This window comes from Acidovorax sp. GW835-FHT14B10, assembly GCF_058793725.1.
Genome location: NZ_JBXAGC010000001.1, coordinates 74,340 through 97,856 on the forward strand (window position 1 = coordinate 74,340; position 23,517 = coordinate 97,856).

Consider the following 23,517-nt stretch of genomic DNA (forward strand, 5'->3'; position numbering starts at 1 on the left):
TTCGCACCCTTGAAGGCTGCGTACTTCTTATATTTGATGGAGATTGAGCCATGCTGTCTGCTTTCCGCCTGCGTTTTTCCCTGCAATGGACGGCCGCCGCCGCCCTGGCTGTGGCCTGTGGCGCCACGCTGGCCCAAGAGGTGCAAACCGTCAAGATCGGCCATGCCGGCCCGGTTTCCGGCGGCATTGCCCACATCGGCAAAGACACCGAAAACGGCGTGCGCATGGCCGTGGACGACCTGAACACGCAGAACCTGGTCATTGGTGGCAAGAAGATCCAGTTCGTGATCGCCGCCGAGGACGACGCCGGCGACCCCCGCCAGGCCACCGCCGTGGCGCAAAAGCTGTGCGACCAGAAGGTGGCCGGTGTGGTGGGCCACCTGCAGTCGGGCACATCCATTCCCGCTTCGTCGGTCTACCACAAATGCGACCTGCCGCACATCACGGCATCGGCTTCCAACCCTGATCTGACCAAGCCCGGCTACAAGACGTCCTTCCGCCTCATCGCCAACGACAACGCCCTGGGCGCCGCGCTGGCCCTGTTTGCGGCAGACAGCCTCAAGCTCAAGACCGTGGCCATCATTGACGACCGCACGGCCTATGGCCAGGGCGTGGCCTCGGTGTTCAAGGCCACGGCCCTGCAAAAAGGCCTGAAGGTGGTGGGCGAGGAGTTCACCAACGACAAGGCCACCGACTTCATGGCCATTCTCACGGCCATCAAGAACAAGAAGCCCGATGGCATCTTCTACGGTGGCCTGGATGCGCAAGCGGGCCCCATGCTGCGCCAGATGGAGCAACTGGGCCTGGGCGATGTGAAATATTTTGGTGGTGACGCCCTGTGCACGCCCAAGCTGCCCGAGCTGGCCGGCAAGTCGCGTTCCGTGAAGAACGTGACCTGCGCCACCGGCGGCGCATCGGTGGACAAGATGCAGGGCGGCAGCGACTGGAAGAAACGCTACGACGCCAAGTTCCCCGGCCAGTTCCAGATCTACAGCCCCTACGCCTACGACGCCGCCATGGTGCTGGTGGATGCCATGAAGCGCGCCAACTCGGTGGACCCCGTGGTGTACGGCCCTTTCCTGAGCAAGACCCAGTACAAGGGCGTGACGGCCAACATCAGCTTCATTGCCAAGGGTGAACTGGCCGCGCCTGCCGTCACGCTCTACACCTACAAGGATGGCAGCCGCGTGCCGCTGAACTGACGCGCGGTTGACGTGCACGGGACGTGCCGGGGCTCCCCGGTGCTTTCCGGGGGGTTTGCCACTACAGTGAGGCCCCATGTACCTGCCGCCCCAGTTCCATTCGCACGACCCGGCCCATGCCCGCGCACTGATGCGCGCGCACCCGCTGGCCAGCCTGATTTCCAATGACAACGAAGGTTTTCCCTTCGCCACTCATTTGCCGCTGCATGTGCAGCAGCGCGGTGATGCCCTGGTGCTGCTGGGCCATTGCGCCCGGCCCAACCCGCACTGGCGCTACCTGCAGGCGAGGCCCCAGGCCCTGGTCACCTTCTTGGGGCCGCAGGCCTATCTTTCGCCCTCGGTGTACCCGGATCTGGCCCGGGTGCCCACATGGAACTACCTGGCCGTGCACTGCCGCGTACAGGCGACCCTGGTCGAGGAGCCCGCCGCCAAGGATGCGCTGCTCAAGCAGCTGATTGGTGACCATGAGCCGTCCTATGCCGCGCAGTGGCGCGCCCTGGGCGAGGAATTCGCCCACAAGATGCTGGCGGGCATCGTGGCATTCGAGCTCGAAGTGCTGGATCTGCAGTGCAAGCTCAAGCTCAACCAGCACCGGCACGAATCCCACGCCGCCCTGTACGCGCAGTACCGGCAAGGCAATGCCGATGCCCGGGCGCTGGCGCAATGGATGGAGCGGCTGGGCATGGTGCCCGGATCCGCGCACAACCCGGAGGTCTGAGATGCGTGCTGTTTTTGGATGGGTGGGCTTGGTGGTGGCGCTGGCCATAGTGGGGGTGCTGGCCAAGAAGCAGCTGGCGGCCACGCGCACGCCGGTGCCGTCGCTGCAACTGCCGGCAGAACCCGGCGGTGCAGCCGCCCCGGCGCCTGCAGGCACGGTGCGCGCGCAAAGCCAGCAGGTGCAGCAACAGGTCAGGCAGCAGGTGGAAGGGCTCATGCAGCAGGCCCGGCCCATGCCCGACGATTCCAGGTAATATTTGAATAAAAATGGCCTGCAGCGCATACTCATAAAGCGCTAGCAGCTATTACTTATATAGCAATGCAGTTGCAACAAGACGAGCACTGGATGCGCCAGGCACTGGCCCAAGCGCAGGCCGCTGCACTGGCGGGCGAGGTGCCGGTAGGGGCTGTCGTGGTGAAGGATGGCCAGGTGATTGCCACGGGCCGCAACGCCCCGGTGCAGGGGCACGACCCCACCGCGCATGCCGAAATCGTGGCGCTGCGGGCCGCGGCACAGCTGCTGGGCAACTACCGGCTCGATGGCTGCACGCTCTACGTCACGCTGGAACCCTGCGCCATGTGCAGCGGCGCCATGCTGCATGCGCGCGTGTCGCGCGTGGTGTTTGGGGCCACAGACCCCAAGACCGGCGCTGCGGGTTCGGTGCTCAACCTCTTCGGGCATGCGGCCATCAACCACCAAACGCAGGTGCAGGGCGGGGTGCTGGCGCACGAGTGCGGCGCGCTGCTGAGCGCGTTCTTTCGCCGCCGGCGCGCCCAGCAGCGCGCCGAGGCGCTGGCGCAGCATCCGCTGCGCGACGATGCCTTGCGCACGCCCGAAGCGGCCTTTGCCCATCTGCCCGATTACCCCTGGGCGCCGCATTACCTCAGCGACCTGCCCAGCCTCGCGGGGTTGCGCATGCACTACCTGGACGAGGGGCCCGTGCAGGCACCGCACACCTGGCTGTGCCTGCATGGCGACCCGGCCTGGAGCTATCTCTACCGCCACATGCTACCCGTGTTTCTGGCGGCGGGCGATCGCGTGGTGGCGCCTGACCTGATCGGTTTTGGCAAGAGCGACAAACCCAAGAAGGATGGTTTTCACCATTTCGCATGGCACCGCCAGGTGCTGCTGGAACTGATCGACCGTCTTGATCTGCACAACATCGTGCTGGTGGTGCAGGGCGGGGGCGGCATGCTGGGCCTGACCTTGCCCATGGCCATGCCCGGGCGTTTTGCGGGCCTGCTGGCCATGAACACCTGGCTGGCCACGGGCGATGCACCACTGCCACCGGGCCTGGTGCAGTGGCGCGCGCTGTGCGCCCAAAAGCCTTTGTTCGGCGTGGGGCGCCTGCTGGCGCGCGGCAATCCGCATCTGCGGCAGGGTGAATGTGCGGCCTACGATGCGCCGTTTCCCGACCGCGGCTACCGGGCCGCGCTGCGCGCATTTTCCATGCGGGTGCCGGATCAGCCCGATGCAGAGGGTGCTGACGCTTCCCGGGCAGCGCGAAGCTTCTGGCAGCACGACTGGCAGGGCCGCAGCCTGGCGGTGGCGGGCGCGCAAGACCCCGTTTTCGGTTTGCCCGTCGTGCAGGCGCTGCAGCGCGGCATCCGTGGCTGCCCGCCGCCCATCGTGCTGCCGCAGGCAGGGCACTTCGTGCCCGAGCACGGCCAGGCCCTTGCTGCGCAGGCTGTGGAATACTTCTCTTCCTGATGGCATCACCCTTTAGGCGGTGCACCCCCCTTCTTACGGAGCAGGCCGCTTGTTGGCCTGAACGCTTTGCCCCACCACCACGACCCGTCGCATTGCGCGCACGACCACGGCCCCCAGCACATCTACATCTACTCGCCCGCCGGCTCCATCCGCGACAAGGCCGCCTTCCAGCGGGGCATTGCACGCCTGAAAGCCATGGGCCATGAGGTGGAAGTGGACTCCGACGCCCAGGCCGTGCACACCCGCTTTGCCGGCGACGATGCCACGCGCCTGGCCGCCATCCACCGCGCGGCGGCCAGTGGCGCCGATGTGGCGCTCATCACGCGAGGGTCTTATGGCCTGACGCGCATCCTGCCGGGCATCCGCTACAAGGCGGTGGCCAAGGCCATAGACGCTGGCATGAAATTCGTAGGCCTGAGTGATTTCACGGCGTTCCAGACAGCCGTGCTGGCGCAGACCGGTGCCGTGACCTGGGCCGGCCCCGGTCTGCTCAGTGATTTTGGCGTCGAGGGTGAGCCCGACGACATCATGCTGGCCTGCTTCGACGATCTGCTCACGGGCCACGGCGAGGGTGCGGGCTGGCGCATGGCGCGAGAAAAACCGCAGCCCGACGGCCAGCCCGCAGTGCCGGACCTGTATGTGAAAAACGCAACGCTCTGGGGGGGCAATCTGGCCGTGCTCACCGGCCTGGTGGGCACGCCCTACCTGCCTGTGGTGCGTGGCGGCATCCTGTTCGTGGAGGACGTGGGCGAGCACCCCTACCGCATCGAGCGCATGCTCACACAACTGCTGCATGCGGGCATCCTGGCGCAGCAAAAGGCGGTGGTGCTGGGCCAGTTCACCAACTACAAGCTGGCGCCCCACGACAAGGGCTTCAAGCTGCAATCGGTGGTGGACTGGCTGCGCAGCCAGATCAAGGCGCCCGTGCTCACCAACCTGCCTTTCGGGCATGTGCAGACCAAGGTGGTGTTGCCAGTAGGGGCCAAGGTGTCGCTGTCGGTGGAAGACCGCGATGCGCTGCTGTACTGGGGACACCAGCACTGAGGGCCGGTCAAAGGTGGGTGGGCTTGGGTGCCCCGCCCAGCGCGCGGGGAAGCTGCCCTTGAAACAGCAGTGTCAATTGGGCCAGCGTGGCATGGGCAAGTGCCTCGCCCCGCAGTGGAGTGAGCACGGCGAGCAAATCGCTGCGCAGGTACCACAGCGCCTCTATGTCGCCTGCGTAGCGCAGCCGCATGTTCAGGCGGGCGACGTCACTGCCACTGAGTCCCGCCAGGCACTGGATCATTGCGTACCGGATATCTTCGAGGTCCTGGTTGCGCACCCAGGCTGTCGATGCTGGAGCATCGCGGCCCAGAAGGCCGTGCAGGCTGCTGCGAAGATTGGGCTTGTTCCAGCGCATGAAGAATTGCAGGAATGTCTGAGAGTGGCAGGTCAGGTCAAGTTACGCGGGAGCGAGACGGCGCGCAAGGGGCGTGCTCCTTTTTTTGTATAAAGACAACAGACTGCGCCCTTTTATTTCAATTCACCGACGTGGGAGCCAGCGCGACGATCGGAGGTGGGCCGTTTGCGTGTATGAGACAGGTGCTATGCCATTTAGAGCGTGCGCTGGCGAGTGGCATGCACTAGACTGCTCCAAGCATTGGCAATGAAAGGCTTGTGTCCATGAGTGTGTTTTCGACGGTTGTGTTTGCGGATATCTCAGGCAGCGCGTCGTTGTATGAAACCCTGGGCAATGAGCGTGCCACCGAGGTCGTCACCCAGGTCACCCACTGGATCGGCGGCACGACAGAGGCCCATCATGGGCGCATCGTCAAATACTTGGGAGACGGTGTCCTGGCCATTTTTGGTGACGCAGCCAGTGCTGTTGCCGCTGCGGCGGCCATGTTGCGCGGACACCAGGAGCGGGTGAGCCGCTGGCCCCATCCGCTGTACATGGGCATCCGGGTGGGCGTGGCCAGCGGAGAGGTGGTGGATGTGGAGGGCGATTGCTACGGCGATGCCGTGAACGTCGCCTCCCGCCTGTGCGAGCGCGCCGGGCCCGCCGAGATATGGGCCACGGAGGCCGCGGTGCTGCTGTCGGGTGCCGCGCCCTCGGTGTGGTACCGCAAGCTGGGAATGATGGAAATCCGCGGCAAGGCCGAGATGCTGATGCTCTACCAGGTTGAGTGGCGCGAGAACGAAGAACCAGACTCGCTGACCATGCAGGCCACGCTGGCCAGCCACTTCGCGCCCGTGGACTCGATCCTGGGGCAGATCCAGTTTTCGTGGCACGGGATCGACCGGTCTTTTGCCTCGACCGACGTGCCCGTGCAGATTGGCCGCTCCACCGATGCCCGGTTGTGCATCAACGACCCGCGCGTCTCGCGCCTGCATGCGCGCATCGACTGGCACAACAGCGGCTTTGTACTGACCGATATGAGCAGCTTTGGCACCTGGGTGCGCTTTGATGGCAGCGATGTTCCCGTGCAGTTGCGCCGCGATGCCTGCATCCTGCATGGCATCGGCGAGATGGCCCTGGGGGGGGCGTTCGCTAATTCGAGTGCACCCATCATCAAATTCCATGTGGCCGGAGGCAACGCCCACCTGGGTTGAGCAGGCATGTGCCTCGCCAGGGGCGCCAGGATCGGCTGCGCCGCACTGGACGACGCGCCCCATTTTCACCACAAGATCGAGGAGACAGGCACCATGGTGTGGTTACAGCGTGCAATCGTCGCAGGGGTGGCAGCGGCCTTGCTGGCGGGGGCCGGCGTCACCCTGTATGTGCAGCGTGCTTTTCCGGCGCTGGACGGGCGCATCGTGCTGAACGGGTTGCGCGAGGGGGTCCGCGTGCAGCGCGACGCTGCCGATGTCACGCACATCCGCGCGCAGTCTGCGCAGGATGCGTGGTTCGCCATGGGTTACGTGCATGCGCAAGAGCGCACCTGGCAACTGGAATTCAACCGCCGCGTGATGCACGGCGAGCTTTCCGAAGTCTTCGGGCCCGCCACGCTGGAGACCGACAAGCTCATGCGCGCGCTCGACATCATGGGCCATGCACGCAAGCAATATGCCGGGCTGCCCGCCCACGCCCGCGATGCGTTGCAGGCTTACAGCCAGGGCATTCATGCATTCCACCAAAACCTGCCGCAGGCATTGCCGCCCGAGTTCCATGTGCTGGGGGTGAAGCCCGGCGGTACCACCGGCGCGGTCTGGGAGCCCGAGGACAGCGTGGCCTGGGCGTTGATGATGGCGCTGGACCTGGGCGGTAACTGGGGCAACGAGTTTGCCCGCCTGTCCGTGGCCAGAACGCTGGACACCGGGCGCCTGTGGCAGTTGATGCCGCCCTATCCGGGCGAGCCACCCGCTGCATCTGCCGATCTGGCATCGCTGTACCGGCAACTGGGCATCTACCGGGATGCGCAGGCGCCTTCTGCGCCCGCAGACAGCGGGGGTGAAAAGCCCGTGGCGACGGGCGCCGGGCCGCAAGAGGCCGCGGGGGGCGTGTTTTCGCACGAGATCAGCCAGGGCATGCTGGCCTGGGCGCAGGACCTCACGCGCAATGCGGGCACATCCGAAGGCAAGGGCAGCAACAACTGGGTGCTGGCGGGCTCGCGCACGGTCAGTGGCAAACCCCTGCTGGCCAACGACCCGCACCTGGGCCTGAGTGCGCCGGCCATCTGGTATTTCGCGCGGCTGCAGGCACCGGCGGGTGCGGCTGCAGATGGCACCCCCATCGGTGCGATCGACGCTGTCGGTGCCACCTTGCCAGGGCTGCCCTTTGTGGTGCTGGGGCGCACCGGCAGCGTGGCCTGGGGGTTCACCAACACCGGCCCCGATGTGCAGGACTTGTACCTGGAGCAGATCAACCCCGCCGACCCTGCCCAATACCGCACGCCCGATGGCTGGCGGCCTTTTACGCTGCGCACGGAAACCATTCGCGTCAAGGGGCAACCGGATGTCGTGCTGCCGCTGCGCGCCACCCGCCATGGCCCGGTGCTGAGCGACGTGCAAAAGTCGCATGCCGAGGTGCTGGACTTGCGCAAATACGTGCTCGCGCTGCGCTGGAGCGCGCTCGATGCCGACAACCAGACGGTGCTCGCCGGCCTGCAGAGCAACCAGGCGCAGTCGGTGGACGCACTGTTCCAGGCGCTGGAGCCCTACCACTCGCCCATGCAGAGCGTGGTGGCCGCCGATGTGCAGGGGAACATCCGCTTCAAGGCCATGGGCAAGGTGCCCGTGCGCCATGCCGACAACGATATTCGTGGCATCGCGCCGTCGCCCGGCTGGGATGCGCGCTACGACTGGCAAGGCTGGCTGCCTTCTGCCCAAACGCCCGAGGATGATGGCCGCAGCGGCTGGGTGGCCACTGCCAACCAGCGCATTACCGCGCCCGGCTATCCGCACTACCTCACGCAAGACTGGGTCTTGCCCTACCGCCATGACCGTATTGCTCAGCTGATAGCGGCCACCCCCCGGCATGATGCGGCCGGCATGCAGGCGATTCAGGCGGATGCCTTGTCGCTGGCCACGCAGCGGCTGCTGCCCCATCTGCGCAAGGCTGCGACGCAGCACCCGCTGGCGCCCGCCGTGCAGGCCTTGCTGCGTGATTTTGACGGGGTGATGGACGCCAGCCGGGCTGCGCCGCTGGTGTTTTCGGCCTGGGCAGATGAGCTGGTGCGGGGTGTGATCGCTCCCCGTGTGGGCGACAACCGTTTCAAAGCCACCTATGGCAAACGTGACTACCGTGCTGCCCTGGAGGGCATTCTGGAGCGCAACGATGCCTGGTGGTGCCAGCCCCTGTCGTGTGCCGACCAGTCAAGCGCCGCGCTGGCGCGCGCGCTCGATCGCCTGCAGGCCGCCCACGGCGCCGACCCGGCCCGGTGGCGCTGGGGCGACGCCCACCCCGCGCTCAGCAGCCACAGGCCTTTGGGTAACGTGGCCCTGCTGGCGCCGTACTTTGATGTGAGCGTGCCTTCGCCCGGTGATGCCTACACGGTGAACGTGGGCCAGTACAACGCGGGCGACGCCAAAAATCCCTTTGTGAACCGCCATGCGGCTTCGCTGCGGGCGGTGTATGACCTGGCCGATCTGGAGCAGTCCCGGTTCATCTACCAGACGGGCCAGAGCGGGCTGGTGTTCTCGCCGCGCTACCGCGACATGCGCGCCACCTGGGTGCAGGCGGATTACCGCCACTTGCAGCGCGAGCCCGCGCACATGCGGCACGACCTGCGGCTGGTTCCTGCGCCATAGGGGTCTGTTGAGCCCCGAAGTCTTTGGCTGCGAATCCGGCAAGGCTGACCCGTGCGGCAGCACTCAACATGTGAGGGAATCATGCGGCCAGCGCTTTATGGGTAAGCGCTGGCCGCGATGAATATGGAAGCAAATGGTTCCGTGTCAGGCAGTACGTAGATTACGCCGCTGGAGTGCCCGAACAAGGGGGCAATCCACTGGTCGTAGAACACCTCGGGCGTGTTGATGCAGCCGTAGCTGATGCGTTTGTCCTGCACACCACGGCTGGCCAGGCGCTGCAGGCGCCGCTCGGCGGAGCTGACGCTGCGCACGCGGTGCAGCGAAACGGCGGCGTCGTAGTCGATCCAGACAATGTCTTCGCCGCGCAGGTTGCGGCCGGGCTCGGTCACAAAACGGCCGGCAGGGGTGGTGCGCTCCTCGGGCCGGATCTGGGCCAGCGGGCGCTGGCCGATGCCGGGCACCGAATGGTCGCCGCGCGCCGCGCCCAGCAGCACGGGAGCCGTGCCCAGCCATAGTGCCTGCGCGGAAAAGATGTGGATGCGGGCAGCCAGCTTGTCCACCACGGCAAACGGCAGGCCCTGGTTGTCCCCTGTGCCGTCGATCCAGCGTACCAGCTGGCGCGCATTCTGGCTGGTGCCGGAGGCTGGCCAGGCGCCCTTGGCAGGCTTTTCGTCCGCACGAAGGTCGGCTGGCGCCGCCTGGGCCACAGGCCATGCCGCAGCGGCCAGCGCCGAGCCCAGGCCGCACAGCACGGAGCGGCGGCGCAGGGACGGGGTGGTGCAGAAAAGGGGCACAGTGCCCCCATCGTAGCGGTTGGGCCCGCGCTGGTGCTCAGCAGCCGCGCGTGGCGGGGGGCTGCACCTCGTGCCGGGGCGCGGCGTACTTGCCCAGCTCCCATTTGGCGATGGCGTTGCGGTGCACTTCGTCGGGGCCGTCGGCAAAGCGCAGCGTGCGCGCACCGGCGTAGGCATAGGCCAACGGGAAGTCGTCGCACATGCCGCCGCCGCCGTGCACCTGCATGGCCCAGTCGATCACCTGGCAGGCCATGCTGGGCGCCACCACCTTGATCATGGCGATCTCGGTGCGTGCGACCTTGTTGCCAGCGGTGTCCATCAGCCAGGCGGCCTTGAGCGTGAGCAGGCGCGCCATGTCGATCTTGCAGCGGGCTTCGGCAATGCGCTCCTGTGTCACGGTCTGCTGGGCCACGGTCTTGCCAAAGGCGGTGCGGGAGCTGGCGCGCTTGCACATCAGCTCCAGTGCGCGTTCGGCCAGGCCAATCAGGCGCATGCAGTGGTGGATGCGCCCGGGGCCCAGGCGCCCCTGGGCGATCTCGAAGCCCCGGCCTTCGCCCAGCAAGATGTTGCTGACCGGCACGCGCACGTTGTCGAAGGTCATCTCGACATGGCCGTGCGGCGCATCGTCGTAGCCGAAGACGTTGAGCGGGCGGATGATGGTGATGCCCTGGGTGTCGGCGGGCACCAGTACCATGCTTTGCTGTGAATGCTTGGGGGCTTCGGGGTCGGTCTTGCCCATGGTCACGAACACGGCGCAGCGCGGATCAGCGGCACCCGAGATCCACCACTTGCGGCCGTTGATGACGTATTCATCGCCCTGGCGCTCGATGCGGGTCTGGATGTTGGTGGCATCGCTCGATGCCACCTCGGGTTCCGTCATCGCGAAGGCCGAGCGGATCTTGCCTTCGAGCAGCGGCTTGAGCCAGCGGGCCTTGTTGGCTTCGTCGCCATAGCGCGCGATGGTTTCCATGTTGCCGGTGTCGGGCGCCGAGCAGTTGAACACCTCGCTGGCCCATTGCACGCGGCCCATGATTTCGGCCAGGGGGGCATATTCCTGGTTGGTCAGGCCGGCACCCTCGTAGCCCGACGCTGCCGCGCTGTCCACGGGAAGGAACAGGTTCCACAAACCGGCGGCCTGGGCCTTGGGCTTGAGGTTCTCGATGGTCTGGAGGGCGCTCCAGCGCTTGCCGGCGGCCGTGTTGGCGGCCAGCTCGGCGGCGTAGGCGGCTTCCGCCGGGTAGATGTGGTCGTCCATGAACTGGAGCAGCCTGGCCTGCAGTTCCTTGGTTTTGGGCGAGTAGTCAAAGTCCATGGGGTTCTTCTCCTTTGGTAATCGTGGGGCGGCGCCTGTGCCCTTGTTGCGTTGTCAGCCCCGCTGTGCGAACGACCAGGCCAGCTCGGCCATCGGCCGCGCCGTGTCGCCCGAGGCCTTGGCCTGTGCGTTGGAGGCGGTGCCTGCCTCCACGCGCTTGGCAATTCCTTGCAGGATGGCCGCGATGCGGAACATGTTGTAGGCCATGTAGAAGTTCCAGTCGGCACGCAGCGCCTCGGGCGTGGTGATGCCGGTGCGCTCGCAGTACAGGCGGATGTAGCTGTCTTCGCTGGGAATCCCCAGGGCGGCAAGGTCTTGCCCCGCAATGCCGCGGCCCATTGCCGCCGGGATGTGCCAGCCCATGCAGTGGTAGCTGAAGTCGGCCAGCGGGTGGCCCAGCGTGGACAGTTCCCAGTCCAGCACGGCGATCACGCGCGGCTCGGTGGGATGGAACATCAGGTTGTCCAGGCGGTAGTCGCCATGCACGATGGAAACCTTGCTTGCATCCCGCGCGCTGGCGGGCATGTTTGCGGGCAGCCATTCCATGAGCTTGTCCATTTCGGCAATGGGCTGCGTGATGGAGGCCACGTACTGCTTGCTCCAGCGGCCGATCTGGCGTTCGAAGTAGTTGCCGGGCTTGCCATAGCCGGCCAGGCCCCGGTCGGCAAACTGCACGGTGTGCAGCGCCGCGATCACGCGGTTCATCTCGTTGTAGATGGCGCCGCGTTCGGCTTGCGACATGCCGGGCAGGGACTGGTCCCACAGCACACGGCCCTGCATGCACTCCATCACATAAAAGGCGCGGCCGATCACTGATTCGTCTTCGCACAGCACATGCATGCGCGGCACGGGTACGTCGGTGCCATGCAGGCCGCGCATCACCGCAAACTCGCGTTCGATGGCATGGGCCGAGGGCAGCAGCTTGGCCACGGGGCCGGGCTTGGCCCGCATCACATAGCTGGTGGTGGGCGTGTTGAGCTTGTAGGTGGGGTTGGACTGCCCGCCCTTGAACATCTCCACGGTCAGGGGGCCGGCAAAGCCCTCCATGTTCTGCGCAAGCCAGGCGCTCAGCGCGGCGATGTCGAACGCGTGCTGGTCGGAAACGGGCCGGGTGCCAACAAAATGGTCAAAGTTGCTCATGGATGGCGAGGTGTTGGTTGTGCTTCAGTTGTCGGTTTCGGCAATGCGCATGAGCGCAGCGCGATCGCGCACCACCAGACCACCCGGCTCTATGCGGATCGCGTCCTCGCGTTCCATGGCCTTGAGTTCCTGGTTCACCCGCTGGCGCGATGCGCCCAGCAGCTGCGCGAGCTCTTCCTGCGCCAGTTGCAGTCCGATGCGCATCTCGCTGCCATCCGACAGGCTGGGAATGCCGTAGCTGCGCACCAGGTGCACCAGTTGCTTGGCCAGCCGCGCGCGAAGGGGCAGGGTGTTGAGGTCTTCCACCAGACCGTAGAGTTGCCGGATGCGCCGCGCATGCAGGCGCAGCATGGCTTCGGAGAATTCGGTGTGCGCCGCAAGAATTTTCTTGAAGTCGGCCTTGGCCACACACAGGATCGTGGTGTCGCCGTGCGCATAGGCATCGTGCGTGCGCCGATCGCCGTCGAAGATCGCCACATCGCCAAACCAGATGCCCGGCTCCACATAGGTCAGCGTGATCTGCTTGCCCGAGATGGAGGTGGAACTCACCCGCACTGCACCGCGCGCGCAGGCAATCCAGTCCTCGGGTGGGTCGCCCCGGGCGGCTATGAGGCCGCCGTCCTTGAAGCGTTTGACGTATGCACATCGGAGGATGTCGTGGCGAAGGGAGGGTGAAAGAGAAGAAAACCAGCGACCGGAGTTGATCGCTTCACGTTCATCAATGGTAAGAATCGGGTCGTCCATGGCCTGTCTTGTGTGTGACTGGAAACCGGATCATTGTCGCGTGAGGGACGGACGCCTGCCGTCAGGGGTGTCACCTGCGTGTCTGCGGCCTTCGCAGAAAGCAAAACCCCCCGAAGCCTTGTGGGGCGCCGGGGGGCGTGGATGGGCGAAGAATCGGGCGGCTATTCGTATCTCGGCGTGCGTTTTTCCAGAAATGCCGCGATACCGGCACCTGCGTTGGCATGGTGCAGGTTCTTTACAAAGTGGTCACGTTCGCTGGTCAGGTGCGTGCAGAGCGTGTTGTGGGGCGCCTCGGCCGCCAGTTCCTTGATGCTGGACAGCACGTTGGGCGCCCGTGCGTTGAGCTGATCGGCCAGCGCCAGCGCCGTCGCCAGGGCGCTGCCCGGCTCGGCCAAGCGGTTGACGACGCCCAGGGCGTGCAGGCGTTCTGCCGCAATGCGGTCGCCGCACATGAGGATTTCGGTGGCCAGCTGGCGCGGCAATGCCTGCGCCAGGCTCCAGCTGGCGCCTCCATCGGGCGAGAGGGCTACGTTGCTGTAGGCCATCACGAACACCGCATTGCGGGCTGCCACCACCAGGTCGCACGCCAGTGCCAGCGAGAAGCCGGCACCTGCCGCTGCGCCTTCGACCGCTGCAATGACGGGCTTGGGAAAGGCGCGAATGGTCTCGATCCAGCTGTGCAGGCCTTCGATGCCCTGCACCTGCCCCTGCGGGTCGGCCTGCCGACTGGCTTGCAGGTGCCGCAGGTTGCCACCCGAGCAGAACATGCCGTCCGCCCCTGTGATGATGACGCTGCGCACTTCGGTGCTGCTTTCCGCGACGTTGAGTGCCTCAATGCCTGCGGCATACATGACCGGGTCGATGGCGTTGCGCAACTCCGGGTTGCGGAGTGTCAGAACCAGGGTCTGGCCCTCGCGGGCGGCTTGAAGTTGTGCGGGCATGGGATTTTGCAGACGGGGGTTAATGCTCTTCAACGTGTGCCAGGCTCAGGCCGATGGCCCCTCGCCGGCGCAACCAGGGGCTGGGGCGATACCGTGGGTCGCCATACACCGTTTGCATGTTGAACAGCACTTCAAGGATGTTGGTGGGGCCCCAGCGGTCGCCCATGGCCAGCGGCCCGAGGGGATAGCCGAGTCCCAGCGTGACAGCGGTTTCCAGGTCGCGCGGGCTGCAGATTTGCTGCTGACAGATGTCGCTGGCAATGTTCACGATGGTGGCCACCACGCGCTGGGTGACGAAGCCACCACTGTCGCGGATCACGCTGACGGCCTTGCCGTCGCGGGCAAAGAGGGTGTGGGCTGCGTCGCGAATGTCCACGCGCGTGGCCGGGTTGGTGGCGAGCACCCGCCGCCGCGTTGCTGCGTCGTCGATCAGCATGTCGATGCCGATGGTGCGGGCAGGATCCAGGCGCTCCACAACGGCCACGGTGGTGATGTCGAAACCCAGCGGAGCCACCAGAGAGATGGCTGTTTGCGAGGGCGAGGCGCCCGTTTCGATGGAGGCGCCCAGGTCCTTGAGCAGCTGGTAAAGCTCGGCGCGCCGGGCGGCGCGCGGCGACACCCAGACCGGCGGAATGCTGGTCACATGGGGTACGGCTGGTTCGGCGGGAATCTGCGCGGCGCCGTTGTCGTAGCGATAGAACCCTTCGCCCACTTTCCTGCCGAGCATTCCGCCCGCCAGGCGCTGCGCTGTGATGACGCTGGGGCGAAACCGCGGTTCTTCGTAATACTGGTGGTAGATGGATTCCATGACCGGGTGGGACACATCCAGCGCTGTCAGGTCCATGAGCTCGAAGGGCCCCAGCTTGAAACCCGCCTGGTCGCGCAGAATGCGGTCGATGGTGGCGAAATCGGCCACGCCCTCGCTGACGATGCGCAAGGCCTCGGTGCCGAATCCGCGTCCGGCATGGTTGACGATGAAGCCCGGGGTGTCCTGCGCCTGCACCGGTGTGTGCCCCATCTGGCGCGCGTAGTGGGCCAGCGCCTCGCAAACTGCAGGGGCAGTCTTCAGCCCGCCGATCACTTCCACCACCTTCATCAAGGGCACGGGGTTGAAGAAGTGAAAACCTGCCAACCGCTCGGGCCGTTGCAACGCTGCGCCGATGGCGGTTACCGCGAGAGAAGAAGTATTGGTGGCCAGCACGGCCTGCGGCCCCACCACGGCTTCCAGCTGGGTGAAGAGTGCCTGCTTGGCATCCAGCCGTTCCACGATGGCTTCGATCACCAGGTCGCAAGAAGCCAGATCGGTGGCGGCGGCCACGGGCTGCAGTTGGCTGGCCCAGTGGGCCATCTGCTCACTGGAAATGCGCCCTTTTTCCAGCAGGCGTTGCCATTGGGCCTGAATGCTTTGGCGGGCCGACTCTGCGGCATCCGGCTGCATGTCCAGCAAGAGAACCCGGCTGCCGGCCTGGGCTGCCATCTGTGCTATGCCCCGGCCCATGGCTCCGGCACCGACGATGCCTATGGTGGAAAACTGATTTTGCATGGCGGCATTATGACGTTGGCGTTTCTGTGCACTTGTGTGCAAAAATAACCATGCCAAAAAAAGAAACTTCTGTGAAATTACGTAAATTAATTTTCGGACTCGGGTGTTGGTTGGTTGCCAGTGGTGCAACTGCCATCTCACTGGGGCAAAGCCGGGGATCTGTCATCCTCGGTGCTCCGGTGGATCTCGCCTTCGATGTGCAGCCCGATGCAGGTGCGGATCTGGCCTCGTCCTGTATCACGGCCGACGTGGCATTTGGTGACTCCGCTGTCGCCGACAACAAAATCCGGGTAACCTTCCTGGCGGACTCGCCGGGGCGCTCGCCAGCGGTGCGTGTGCAGGTAGCAGGTTCGGTGAACGAGCCTGTCGTCACGGTGACGGTGTCGGTGGGGTGCTCGGGCAATGTCACCCGTGCTTACACTTTTCTGGCCGATCCGCCTGCGGCGCATGTGCCGGGTCGCATCGTGAACATTGACCAGCTGGCGTCGGCTCCCGCAGCCGTAGCCCGTGATTCCGGCGCAGGCGCAGACCGCACCGTGTCGCCGCCTGCCGTGCGCCGCCGTGCGCAAGCGCCGGTCGAACCCAGAGAACAGGGTGAGGCTGCGGCTGCTGCACCTCCCAAACCCCCGGCCGCCAAGCCAGCAGCCCGCATTGCGCCACCGCGCCCCCCCCGGGTGGTTGCGCCCAAAGCAACTGAAAACGAAGCGCGCACTGCCAAGGCTGTCGCGCCGGAGCGCTCGCGTCTGGTCATGGAGCCGTTGGATGCTTTGGCCGAACCATCGGTTGCCCTGCGGCCTTCGGCCGACATGGGGGCCGTGCCAGCCCAGGCTTCGGCATCGCAACGGCAAGAAGCAGCGGTCGCCTGGAAGGCACTGAACACGCCGGAAGCGGTGCCGCGAGACGACGAACGTGTCCGCGCGCTGGAGGCCGAAATGGCGGTATTGCGTGCGAAATCGACCGCCGAGCGCACTTCGGTGGCGGAGTTGCAGCAGCGGCTGGCATTGATCGAGAGCCAGCGCTTTCCTGCAGGCGTTGTTCACGCGCTGCTGGCCTTGCTGGTGTTGGTTTCGGGCTTGCTGGCCTGGGTCTGGGCCCGGGCGCGCCGCGATGCCCAGCTGGCCATGCACGCCTGGCGCGATTCGGTGGCGTTGAGCGCCAAGGACGGCGATGCCGGTGCGCACGATCCCCATGGCCTGAGGCCGCACCCTCATGACACCTGGGCGCCCGAAGAATCTTCCCCGTTTGGCGAAGATACCTATATCCTGCCTTCGGAAGCGGAGCCCTTCAGTTCCAGCGAGACACCCGCACCCGCCACGCCGGAGCATGCACCGACGCGGGCGCCGGCCGCAGCGGCGGGTTTCCACCGCGCGAGTTCCCCGCATCTCGTCAACCCCGAAGAGCTTTTTGACATCCAGCAACAGGCCGAATTTTTTGTCTCCGTGGGGGAGCACGAGCAGGCCGTGGAGGTGATGAGGCGTTACATCGCCGACCATCAGGAAACCTCGCCTTCGGCCTACCAGGAGCTCCTGTGGATGTACCACAAGCTGGGCCGATCGGATGATTTTTCCCGCTTGCGCGAACAGTTCAGTCGCCATTTCAATGTGCAGGTTCCCGCGTTTTCAGCGTTCAGCCACAAGGGCAGAACCCTGGAGGATTACCTCGATGCACTGGCCGCCATCGAGGCCGAGTGGACTTCGTCGTCCGTGGTGCGGTTGCTCGAGAAGTTTCTTTTCCGGCGTGATGGCAGTGCCGCAGTGGCCCCGTTTGATCTGGCTGCGTTTGACGATCTGCTGCTGCTGCTGGCCATTGCCCAGACCACTCCGGCAAGTGCGCGCGGAGCACCACCTCCGCGTTTGCGCACCACGCCGCTTGCATCGCCGCTGGACCATGTGGCGCCAGTGCCTGCCACTGGCCAATCCCCGGCTCCTGCGGTCGATCTGCCTCTGGATTCGCTCGCCGCCGGCCTCGAATTTGATTTTGGCCAGCATGCACCAGCGGCAGGATTGCCCGGCAAGACCGCCTCGCCGCCCAGCGCAGGCCTGGTTGCGCCGAAACTGGCGCTGGACCTGGATCTGTCCGATCCTCCGCAGCTCACGCTGAGCGACCTGCCACCTGTTCCGGTCACTGCTGCGCCGCGTCCGGGCCAGCCCGTTGGCTTTGGCATGGCCAACGACCTGATGGAATTGCGTCTCGAACTCGAACAGCGCAAAACCGATCCCAAAGTGTGATCTCGGGCCGGGCAGTGTGTAGCCCGGCCGGTGGAAATTTCCGTTCACCGCAATCTGCCGACACGGTGCAGCCACCATGCCCCGCCAATCTCCATCTATCGGGCGGCCCCTGCTGCGGGGCTGTGCACGGCGGCCAGGCGTGCCATCAACTGGCGCGCGGCATCTTCAGGGTCGGGTGCATTGACGAGAGCGCGCACCACGGCGATGGAGCCCACACCGGTGCCCAGCACTTCGCCAAACTGATCGGCGCCAATGCCGCCAATGGCCACCAATGGATAGCCCCGCATGAGGCGCGCATAGGCCGCCAGCCGGCCCAGGCCTTGGGGCACCGTGGCCATTTTCTTGAGCGTGGTGGGGAAGACCGCCCCCATGGCGATATAGCTGGGACCCACGGCATCGGCGCGCAGCATTTCGGCGTAACCGTGCGTGCTGACGCCCAGCCGCAGACCCGATGCCTGCAAGGCTTGCAGCTCAGCGGGCTGCAGTGCATCGAGGTCTTCCTGCCCGAGGTGGACGCCATAGGCGCCGGCCTCGATGGCCTGGCGCCAATGGTCGTTGATGAACAGCAGCGCCTGCGTGCCCTGCACGGCCTGCACGGCGGCGGCCACCTCGCGCGCCACGGCGGCGGGATCGCTGGATTTGTAGCGCAATTGCACCGTGGGTACGCCGGCCCGGGCCATGCGGCCTACCCATTGCGCGTCGGGCAGTACCGCATAAAGCCCCAGCTGCCGGGGACACGCCGTGAAACACAGCGCCCGGGGCAGGGGCTGCAGGCCAAAGTCCGGTGGTTCGTCCGGCCATGGCGTCGGGGCGAAATGGCCTGTGCGCTCGGTGCGTGCCCGCCAGGCGTGGGCAATGCATTCGGCATCGTGCGCGATGAATCCCAGGGCACTGCTGGCCTGCAGTGCCGCCTGGTACACCGGATCTGGCGATGTGGGGGCGGGCGTGGACGGCGCCGGAAAACCGGGAAACGCAGCGGCATGGTGCTGCAGGATGTCCTGCCGCAGGGTGGCGATGTCACTCATGGGCGTGGTGCCAGAAAGGGGTGCCCAGCACCGGGGTGCTGGCCTGGGCGGTGTCCTGGGCGGCCATGGCGCCAGCACGGCGCGCGGCCCGGCCGGCCTGCACCGCATCGGCAAAAGCGCCGGCCATGGTCACGGGGTCTTGCGCCAATGCCACTGCGGTGTTGAGCAGCACGCCGTCGTAACCCCATTCCATGACCTGGCAGGCATGCGAGGGCAGGCCCAGACCCGCGTCCACCAGCAGCGGCACATCCAGGCGCTCGCGCAGCAGCTGGAGCGCATAGGGGTTGACGGGCCCGCGCCCGGTGCCAATGGGGGCGGCCCAGGGCATCACGGCCTGGCAGCCCACGTCCACCAGGCGCTGGCACAGGACCAGGTCTTCGGTGCAGTAGGGCAGCACCTGAAAACCGTCCTTGATGAGCTGCGCGGCCGCTTCCACCAGGTTGAGCGTGTCGGGCTGCAGCGTGTAGTCGTCGCCGATCAGCTCCAGCTTGATCCACGGGGTGCCGAACACCTCGCGGGCCATGTGCGATGTGGCGATGGCCTCCTGCACGCTGTGGCAGCCGGCGGTATTGGGCAGGATGGGCACGTTGAGGCGGCGCAGCAGCTCCCAGAAGCTGTTGCCCGCCTCGGCGCCATGGCTGCCCTGGCGGCGCAGCGATGCGGTGAGCATGGCCGGGCGCGCACGCTGTACTGCGGCCTCCAGTATGGCCGGAGATGGGTAGCGGGCCGTGCCCAGCAGCAGCCGGCTGCTGAAAGACCGGCCGTAAAGAACCAGGGCGTCGTCGGAATGGGATGAGGTCATGGCAAGCGGGGTGTCAGCCACCCGTCACAGGAGAGATGATTTCCACCCGGTCACCCGCCAGCAGCATTTGTTCGGCATAGCGGGTGTTGGGCACGAAGACGGTGTTGACCGCGACGGCAAACGGTGGGCGCGCCGCCACGGCGGTGATGGCGTCGGCCACTGTGGCACCGTCCGGCAGCTCGTGGGGTGTCTGGTTGATCAGGATTTTCATGGGGCCGCGCACTGGTCGTCTCCGGTGGGCAAGGCAAGGTTGAAACGGGAGGCCAGGGGTGACTGGCCGGTGGCCATGAGCTCCAGCACCACATCGAGCATGGCCGGGGCAATCATGAAACCATGGCGGTACAAGCCGTTGACTTCCAGCACCCTTGGGCGCGGCCGGCGAACGGCCGGCAGATTGTCGGGCAATGTGGGCCGGCACTGGGTGGCGATCTCCACGATGCGGGCTTCGGCAAACCCCGTGTGCACGGCATAGGCCGCGCTCAGCAGTTCGAGCGTGGACCGCACGCTGGCCGGTGAAAGGTCTTCCGATTCGATTTCGGTCGCACCGATCACAAAGATATGGTCTTCCTTGGGTGCGATGTAGATGGGGTAGCGCGGGTGCACCACGCGCGTGGGCCGCCGCAACGTGACCTCGGGCGCGTGCACGCGCACCACCTCTCCGCGCACACCGCGCAGGGCAGGCCACTGGCCTCGCGCGCCCAGACCCCGGCAGTCGATCAGCCAGTCGGCCTGTCCGGGGGTGCCCGGAGAGAATTCACCCGGATCGCGGGGCGTGTGCCAGTGGCAGCGAACCCCCAGGCGGCCCATCTCATGCACCAGCGTGGCCAGCAGCTGGCGATTGTCCAGCTGGCCTTCACCGGGCAGGTACAGCCCCTGCATGAAGCGGTGCGCCAGGGTGGGCTCGGCCGCGGCCACGCCAGCACTGTCGAGCACCTGCATCGCGGGCAGTTCGGGAATGGTGGCCTGGGTGGTCTGCAGCAGGCGCTGCAGCCGCTGGGCCTCGGCGGCGTCCTGGCGGTGCCAGACGATCAGCGTGCCTTCCTGCTGAAAGAACACCGGCTGCGTCAGCGCTGCCAGCATTTCGCGCCAGCGCGGGAGCGAGTATTGCCCCATGCGCACCACGCCCGGTTCGGTCACCGCGGATTCGGCCAGTGGCGCCAGCATGGCGGCAGCAATGGGTGCGGCGGCATGTTCGGCAGCCGGGCCACCGCTGTCGAAAACCTCGACGGTGTGGCCCTGGCGGGCCAGTTCAACGGCCAGAAGCCGGCCCATCAGGCCGGCACCCAGAATGACAATGGAGGAAGGTTGGGGGTTCATGCGTCCTTCTGTAGCAACAGGAGGACAAAACGGGGCTGTGCCGTTGCTGGAAACTCCCCACGCCAGCATGATCTGGATCGGGTAGCGGAGCCCAGCGCCGAAGCGGCTGTTGAGTGGCTCCAGGGTCTTTCTCAGTCGCGCGCCACGCTGGCGGGACACCCCTGTTTCGTCCGTAGGCAGTCATTACAGCATATCCCTTTGTGCCCCGGATTGACCTGGCGCATAGGTCATAATTTTTGCCATGACCATTCCATCCCGTTCCACTTCCCCGCAGCCGCGCTACGTGCGCGTGCTGTCCATTGCCGGCTCCGACAGTGGTGGTGGCGCGGGCATCCAGGCCGACCTCAAGACGTTCAGCGCCCTGGGCTGCTACGGCATGACCGCCATCACCGCCATCACCGCGCAGAACACGCTGGGCGTGGCGGGTATCCATGGGGTACCGCCTGACATGCTGCGCGCCCAGATCGATGCCGTGGCGCAGGACATCGGCGTGGATGCGGTCAAGATCGGCATGCTGGCGTCGCCCGAGGTGGTGCGCGTGGTGGCGCAGGCCATCCGCACCCACCGCCTTCCCCATGTGGTGCTCGACCCGGTCATGGTGGCCACCAGCGGTGACCGGCTGATCGCCAGCGAGACCGTGCAGGTGCTGGTGAACGAGCTGTTTCCGCTGGCGGAGGTGGTCACGCCCAACCTCGACGAAGCGGCCCTGCTGCTGGGCCGCGCGATCGACGGCATTGACGCCCTCGAAGACGCTGCCCAGGATCTGCTGGGCCTGGGCACGCCCGCCGTGCTGCTCAAGGGCGGGCACCTGAAGGGCGAGCGTGTGGTGGACCTGCTGGCCACGCAGGCGGGCCAGCGCAAGCGCCTCGAAAGCGCCCGCATTGCCACGCACAACGGCCACGGCACGGGCTGCACGCTGTCGTCCGCCATGGCTGCGTTTTTGGCGCAGGGGTATGCCCTGCCGCAGGCCGTGGAAAAGGCCCGCACCTACATCCTGGGCGCCATTGCGGCCGGCGCCGACGTGCACACCGGTCAGGGCCACGGGCCGCTGAACCACGGCTATGCGCCGGTGGCGCAGGTGGTGTTGCGGGTTTGATTGATGGCTGTATAGGAGGTGTTTCATGGCTCCAGTGCTTTATAGGCAAGCGCTGATAGCGATCAAAACGCGAGCGTTCACGGGTTGGCGCGCAGATGGCCCAGGGGGTGGAAAAGGCCGACACCGCCAGCATCCTCCGGGTGGGGACGCACTTTTTTGCATCAGGCCCGCCGTGGACGTGTCACCCAGGCCAGCAAGAGGCTGAACACCAGCGCCGGCAAGGCCGCCCCCAGCCCTGGCAGCACTTTTGGCGCCAAGTGATAAACCGCCACACCCAGCAGCCACAGCACCACGGGCACCGCGTTGACCGGGCGGGCCGCTGCCAGCAGCGCCCCGGCATCGGCACCCCAAGCCAGCCGCCCCAGAATCACACCGAACAGCGGCACGAACACCGAGCTGAGCAGCAGCAAAAACGGCTCCAGGCTGTGCATGGGCAACACCAGCGCCAGCAGCGTGCAGGCTGCGGCCACCACCACGCCCCACTGGCGCACGCTCCAGCGCGGCAGCAGGCTGTGGGCCGAGATGGCGCCCGAATACGCATCGCCATAGGCGTTGTCCACCTCGTCGATCAAAATCAGCGACAGTGCGATCAGACCGCCCTGCGCCAGCAGCAGCGCGGTCACCAGATCCTGGCTGGGCAGCGTCAGCGCCACCAGCACGCCCAGCGCGTAGCACCACATGTTGGCCAGCGCATAGCCCGCCCAGGTGCCGCGCAGCGCCGCACCGCCGTGGCGACCGTGGCGCGCATAGTCGGCCACCAGCGGCAGCCACGAGATCGGCATGGCGATCACCAGATCCAATGCGGGCAGCACGCCCATGCCGCCTTCGCCCTTGCGGCTCCACAGCGGATCAAAACCCTGGGCCTGCGCCAGCGACAGGAACTGCCAGCTCAGCCAGAGCAGCGACAGCACCACCTGCGGCAGCGCCACGCGCGCAATCACCTTGCGCACCAGTTGCACCATCGAGCCGCTGATGAGCAGGATCACCATGCCGCCCCACAGCAGCGTGGCCAGCACGGGCCAGTGCACGCCCACCATGCCACCCCCGAACGCCCCTGTTTGCCGGCCAATGGCCACCGTGGCATCGCGCATCACCACCAGCTCGAACGTGCCCCAGCCAATCAGCTGCACGGTATTCAGCACGATGGGCAACCGAGCGAAGGCGCGGCCATACACCGCATGCATCAGCCCCGCGCTGGCCAGCCCGCTGTCGCAGCCCAGTTGGGCCACCCAGCCCAGCAACCCTGCGCCCACCAGGGAGCCGGCGACGATGGCAATCAACGCTTCCTGGGTGCCCAGCGCGGGCACCAGGTAGGCGCCCACCTGCATCACCAGCAGGCCCACACCCAGGCTGAACCACAGCGAGGCGTGGTCGTGCCAGTGGAAGACGCGCTGGGCGCTGGCGACAGGGGCCAGCGCCTCGTTGGTGGATGCGGTGCGGGGGCTCATGCGGATTCCTTGGCAGTGCGGTATGGTGCAAGGAAGATTCCGGCCACGCCCGGCTGGGCGTGGCATGGCGGACGGGCTTCCCTGCGCGGGGATGATCTCAATCCGGTTCGAAAGGATGCTCTCTCAGCCTGCACTCGGCTATCGGCGCGGGGGCATCCCTGATCGTACCTGCCCAGGTATTCCAGATACGCCGCGGCTTTCTTGCGGGCGGTGATGTCCGCCATCCACAGCGATACAGGGGCAAGGTCGATCATGCCCTCAAGGTCCA

21 protein-coding genes are annotated in these 23,517 nt (G+C 66.2%); 9 read left to right on the forward strand and 12 right to left on the reverse strand.

Annotated elements, in window-relative coordinates:
* Positions 1–50: 50 nt before the first annotated feature.
* From AC1Q5S_RS00365 to AC1Q5S_RS00385, 5 genes are all read left to right on the forward strand, one after another.
* Positions 51–1,202 (forward strand): branched-chain amino acid ABC transporter substrate-binding protein, encoded by a 1,152-nt coding sequence (locus tag AC1Q5S_RS00365; protein WP_303836778.1) that lies wholly within the window; start codon positions 51–53, stop codon positions 1,200–1,202.
* A 76-nt stretch (positions 1,203–1,278) separates the two neighbouring features.
* On the forward strand, positions 1,279–1,920 hold the full coding sequence (locus AC1Q5S_RS00370; RefSeq protein WP_422202707.1) for an FMN-binding negative transcriptional regulator: 642 nt from the start codon (positions 1,279–1,281) through the stop codon (positions 1,918–1,920).
* Position 1,921: 1 nt separating this feature from the next.
* On the forward strand, positions 1,922–2,173 hold the full coding sequence (locus tag AC1Q5S_RS00375) for a hypothetical protein (RefSeq protein WP_422202706.1): 252 nt from the start codon (positions 1,922–1,924) through the stop codon (positions 2,171–2,173).
* Between the two features lie 65 nt (positions 2,174–2,238).
* Positions 2,239–3,630: a tRNA adenosine(34) deaminase TadA gene (tadA, locus tag AC1Q5S_RS00380; protein WP_492238200.1), complete on the forward strand. Its 1,392-nt coding sequence runs from the start codon at positions 2,239–2,241 to the stop codon at positions 3,628–3,630.
* Positions 3,631–3,696: 66 nt separating this feature from the next.
* Entirely contained in the window at positions 3,697–4,674 is a 978-nt protein-coding gene (locus AC1Q5S_RS00385; RefSeq protein ID WP_492238201.1) for an LD-carboxypeptidase, read from the forward strand.
* A gap of 7 nt (positions 4,675–4,681) precedes the next feature.
* Here AC1Q5S_RS00385 and AC1Q5S_RS00390 read toward each other — a convergent pair whose 3' ends face one another.
* Entirely contained in the window at positions 4,682–5,029 is a 348-nt protein-coding gene (locus AC1Q5S_RS00390) for a hypothetical protein (protein ID WP_303836785.1), read from the reverse strand.
* A gap of 263 nt (positions 5,030–5,292) precedes the next feature.
* Here AC1Q5S_RS00390 and AC1Q5S_RS00395 point away from each other — a divergent pair, with 263 nt between their 5' ends.
* Both AC1Q5S_RS00395 and AC1Q5S_RS00400 read left to right on the forward strand, forming a co-directional pair.
* Positions 5,293–6,222, forward strand: a complete 930-nt coding sequence (locus AC1Q5S_RS00395) for an FHA domain-containing protein (RefSeq protein WP_492238202.1) — start codon at positions 5,293–5,295, stop codon at positions 6,220–6,222.
* Positions 6,223–6,315: 93 nt separating this feature from the next.
* Positions 6,316–8,859: a penicillin acylase family protein gene (locus tag AC1Q5S_RS00400; protein WP_492238234.1), complete on the forward strand. Its 2,544-nt coding sequence runs from the start codon at positions 6,316–6,318 to the stop codon at positions 8,857–8,859.
* A gap of 95 nt (positions 8,860–8,954) precedes the next feature.
* Here AC1Q5S_RS00400 and AC1Q5S_RS00405 read toward each other — a convergent pair whose 3' ends face one another.
* The 6 genes from AC1Q5S_RS00405 to AC1Q5S_RS00430 all read right to left on the reverse strand — a co-directional run bounded on the left by AC1Q5S_RS00405 (position 8,955) and on the right by AC1Q5S_RS00430 (position 15,333).
* Entirely contained in the window at positions 8,955–9,653 is a 699-nt protein-coding gene (locus AC1Q5S_RS00405) for a hypothetical protein (RefSeq protein WP_492238203.1), read from the reverse strand.
* Positions 9,654–9,690: 37 nt separating this feature from the next.
* Positions 9,691–10,965, reverse strand: coding sequence for an acyl-CoA dehydrogenase family protein (locus tag AC1Q5S_RS00410; RefSeq protein WP_303836789.1), 1,275 nt, complete (start codon positions 10,963–10,965; stop codon positions 9,691–9,693).
* Positions 10,966–11,019: 54 nt separating this feature from the next.
* Positions 11,020–12,105: a phosphotransferase gene (locus AC1Q5S_RS00415; protein WP_303836791.1), complete on the reverse strand. Its 1,086-nt coding sequence runs from the start codon at positions 12,103–12,105 to the stop codon at positions 11,020–11,022.
* Positions 12,106–12,129: 24 nt separating this feature from the next.
* On the reverse strand, positions 12,130–12,849 hold the full coding sequence (locus AC1Q5S_RS00420) for a Crp/Fnr family transcriptional regulator (protein ID WP_422202703.1): 720 nt from the start codon (positions 12,847–12,849) through the stop codon (positions 12,130–12,132).
* A 161-nt stretch (positions 12,850–13,010) separates the two neighbouring features.
* Complete coding sequence (locus AC1Q5S_RS00425) at positions 13,011–13,790, reverse strand: oxepin-CoA hydrolase, alternative type (RefSeq protein WP_422202702.1); 780 nt, start codon at positions 13,788–13,790, stop codon at positions 13,011–13,013.
* A gap of 19 nt (positions 13,791–13,809) precedes the next feature.
* Positions 13,810–15,333, reverse strand: coding sequence for a 3-hydroxyacyl-CoA dehydrogenase (locus AC1Q5S_RS00430; RefSeq protein ID WP_303837698.1), 1,524 nt, complete (start codon positions 15,331–15,333; stop codon positions 13,810–13,812).
* 179 nt (positions 15,334–15,512) lie between these two features.
* On the opposite strand from AC1Q5S_RS00430, the gene AC1Q5S_RS00435 reads away from it, so the two are divergent.
* Positions 15,513–17,561, forward strand: coding sequence for a hypothetical protein (locus AC1Q5S_RS00435; RefSeq protein ID WP_492238204.1), 2,049 nt, complete (start codon positions 15,513–15,515; stop codon positions 17,559–17,561).
* 95 nt (positions 17,562–17,656) lie between these two features.
* On the opposite strand, the gene AC1Q5S_RS00440 is transcribed toward AC1Q5S_RS00435, so the two are convergent.
* Genes AC1Q5S_RS00440 through AC1Q5S_RS00455 form a run of 4 tightly spaced genes read right to left on the reverse strand, consistent with a single transcriptional unit; the run spans position 17,657 to position 20,705 of the window.
* Positions 17,657–18,586, reverse strand: coding sequence for a thiamine phosphate synthase (locus AC1Q5S_RS00440; protein WP_422202699.1), 930 nt, complete (start codon positions 18,584–18,586; stop codon positions 17,657–17,659).
* Positions 18,579–19,388, reverse strand: a complete 810-nt coding sequence (locus AC1Q5S_RS00445; RefSeq protein ID WP_422202698.1) for a thiazole synthase — start codon at positions 19,386–19,388, stop codon at positions 18,579–18,581. Before AC1Q5S_RS00445 ends, AC1Q5S_RS00440 begins: the two co-directional genes overlap by 8 nt.
* A gap of 13 nt (positions 19,389–19,401) precedes the next feature.
* Positions 19,402–19,599 (reverse strand): sulfur carrier protein ThiS, encoded by a 198-nt coding sequence (thiS, locus tag AC1Q5S_RS00450; protein WP_422202697.1) that lies wholly within the window; start codon positions 19,597–19,599, stop codon positions 19,402–19,404.
* Positions 19,596–20,705, reverse strand: coding sequence for an FAD-dependent oxidoreductase (locus AC1Q5S_RS00455; protein WP_303837707.1), 1,110 nt, complete (start codon positions 20,703–20,705; stop codon positions 19,596–19,598). Before AC1Q5S_RS00455 ends, thiS begins: the two co-directional genes overlap by 4 nt.
* A gap of 241 nt (positions 20,706–20,946) precedes the next feature.
* On the opposite strand from AC1Q5S_RS00455, the gene thiD reads away from it, so the two are divergent.
* The gene (gene thiD / locus AC1Q5S_RS00460; protein WP_303837709.1) at positions 20,947–21,801 is read left to right on the forward strand and encodes a bifunctional hydroxymethylpyrimidine kinase/phosphomethylpyrimidine kinase; all 855 of its coding nucleotides are present in this window, start codon (positions 20,947–20,949) and stop codon (positions 21,799–21,801) included.
* A gap of 161 nt (positions 21,802–21,962) precedes the next feature.
* Here the strand turns inward: thiD and AC1Q5S_RS00465 are convergent, their stop codons facing one another.
* Entirely contained in the window at positions 21,963–23,249 is a 1,287-nt protein-coding gene (locus AC1Q5S_RS00465) for a purine-cytosine permease family protein (protein ID WP_492238205.1), read from the reverse strand.
* Positions 23,250–23,517 lie beyond the last annotated feature (268 nt).

Excerpts from the sequence above, each read along its gene's own strand:
- AC1Q5S_RS00465 (WP_492238205.1), bottom strand. The coding sequence starts at position 23,249 with ATGAGCCCCCGCACCGCATCCACCAACGAGGCGCTGGCCCCTGTCGCC.
- AC1Q5S_RS00440 (WP_422202699.1), bottom strand. The coding sequence starts at position 18,586 with ATGAGTGACATCGCCACCCTGCGGCAGGACATCCTGCAGCACCATGCC.
- AC1Q5S_RS00400 (WP_492238234.1), top strand. The coding sequence starts at position 6,316 with ATGGTGTGGTTACAGCGTGCAATCGTCGCAGGGGTGGCAGCGGCCTTG.
- thiD (WP_303837709.1), top strand. The coding sequence starts at position 20,947 with ATGACCATTCCATCCCGTTCCACTTCCCCGCAGCCGCGCTACGTGCGC.
- AC1Q5S_RS00415 (WP_303836791.1), bottom strand. The coding sequence starts at position 12,105 with ATGAGCAACTTTGACCATTTTGTTGGCACCCGGCCCGTTTCCGACCAG.
- AC1Q5S_RS00430 (WP_303837698.1), bottom strand. The coding sequence starts at position 15,333 with ATGCAAAATCAGTTTTCCACCATAGGCATCGTCGGTGCCGGAGCCATG.
- AC1Q5S_RS00365 (WP_303836778.1), top strand. The coding sequence starts at position 51 with ATGCTGTCTGCTTTCCGCCTGCGTTTTTCCCTGCAATGGACGGCCGCC.
- AC1Q5S_RS00375 (WP_422202706.1), top strand. The coding sequence starts at position 1,922 with ATGCGTGCTGTTTTTGGATGGGTGGGCTTGGTGGTGGCGCTGGCCATA.
- AC1Q5S_RS00425 (WP_422202702.1), bottom strand. The coding sequence starts at position 13,790 with ATGCCCGCACAACTTCAAGCCGCCCGCGAGGGCCAGACCCTGGTTCTG.
- AC1Q5S_RS00370 (WP_422202707.1), top strand. The coding sequence starts at position 1,279 with ATGTACCTGCCGCCCCAGTTCCATTCGCACGACCCGGCCCATGCCCGC.
- tadA (WP_492238200.1), top strand. The coding sequence starts at position 2,239 with ATGCAGTTGCAACAAGACGAGCACTGGATGCGCCAGGCACTGGCCCAA.
- AC1Q5S_RS00390 (WP_303836785.1), bottom strand. The coding sequence starts at position 5,029 with ATGCGCTGGAACAAGCCCAATCTTCGCAGCAGCCTGCACGGCCTTCTG.
- AC1Q5S_RS00420 (WP_422202703.1), bottom strand. The coding sequence starts at position 12,849 with ATGGACGACCCGATTCTTACCATTGATGAACGTGAAGCGATCAACTCC.
- AC1Q5S_RS00455 (WP_303837707.1), bottom strand. The coding sequence starts at position 20,705 with ATGAACCCCCAACCTTCCTCCATTGTCATTCTGGGTGCCGGCCTGATG.
- AC1Q5S_RS00410 (WP_303836789.1), bottom strand. The coding sequence starts at position 10,965 with ATGGACTTTGACTACTCGCCCAAAACCAAGGAACTGCAGGCCAGGCTG.
- thiS (WP_422202697.1), bottom strand. The coding sequence starts at position 19,599 with ATGAAAATCCTGATCAACCAGACACCCCACGAGCTGCCGGACGGTGCC.
- AC1Q5S_RS00445 (WP_422202698.1), bottom strand. The coding sequence starts at position 19,388 with ATGACCTCATCCCATTCCGACGACGCCCTGGTTCTTTACGGCCGGTCT.
- AC1Q5S_RS00395 (WP_492238202.1), top strand. The coding sequence starts at position 5,293 with ATGAGTGTGTTTTCGACGGTTGTGTTTGCGGATATCTCAGGCAGCGCG.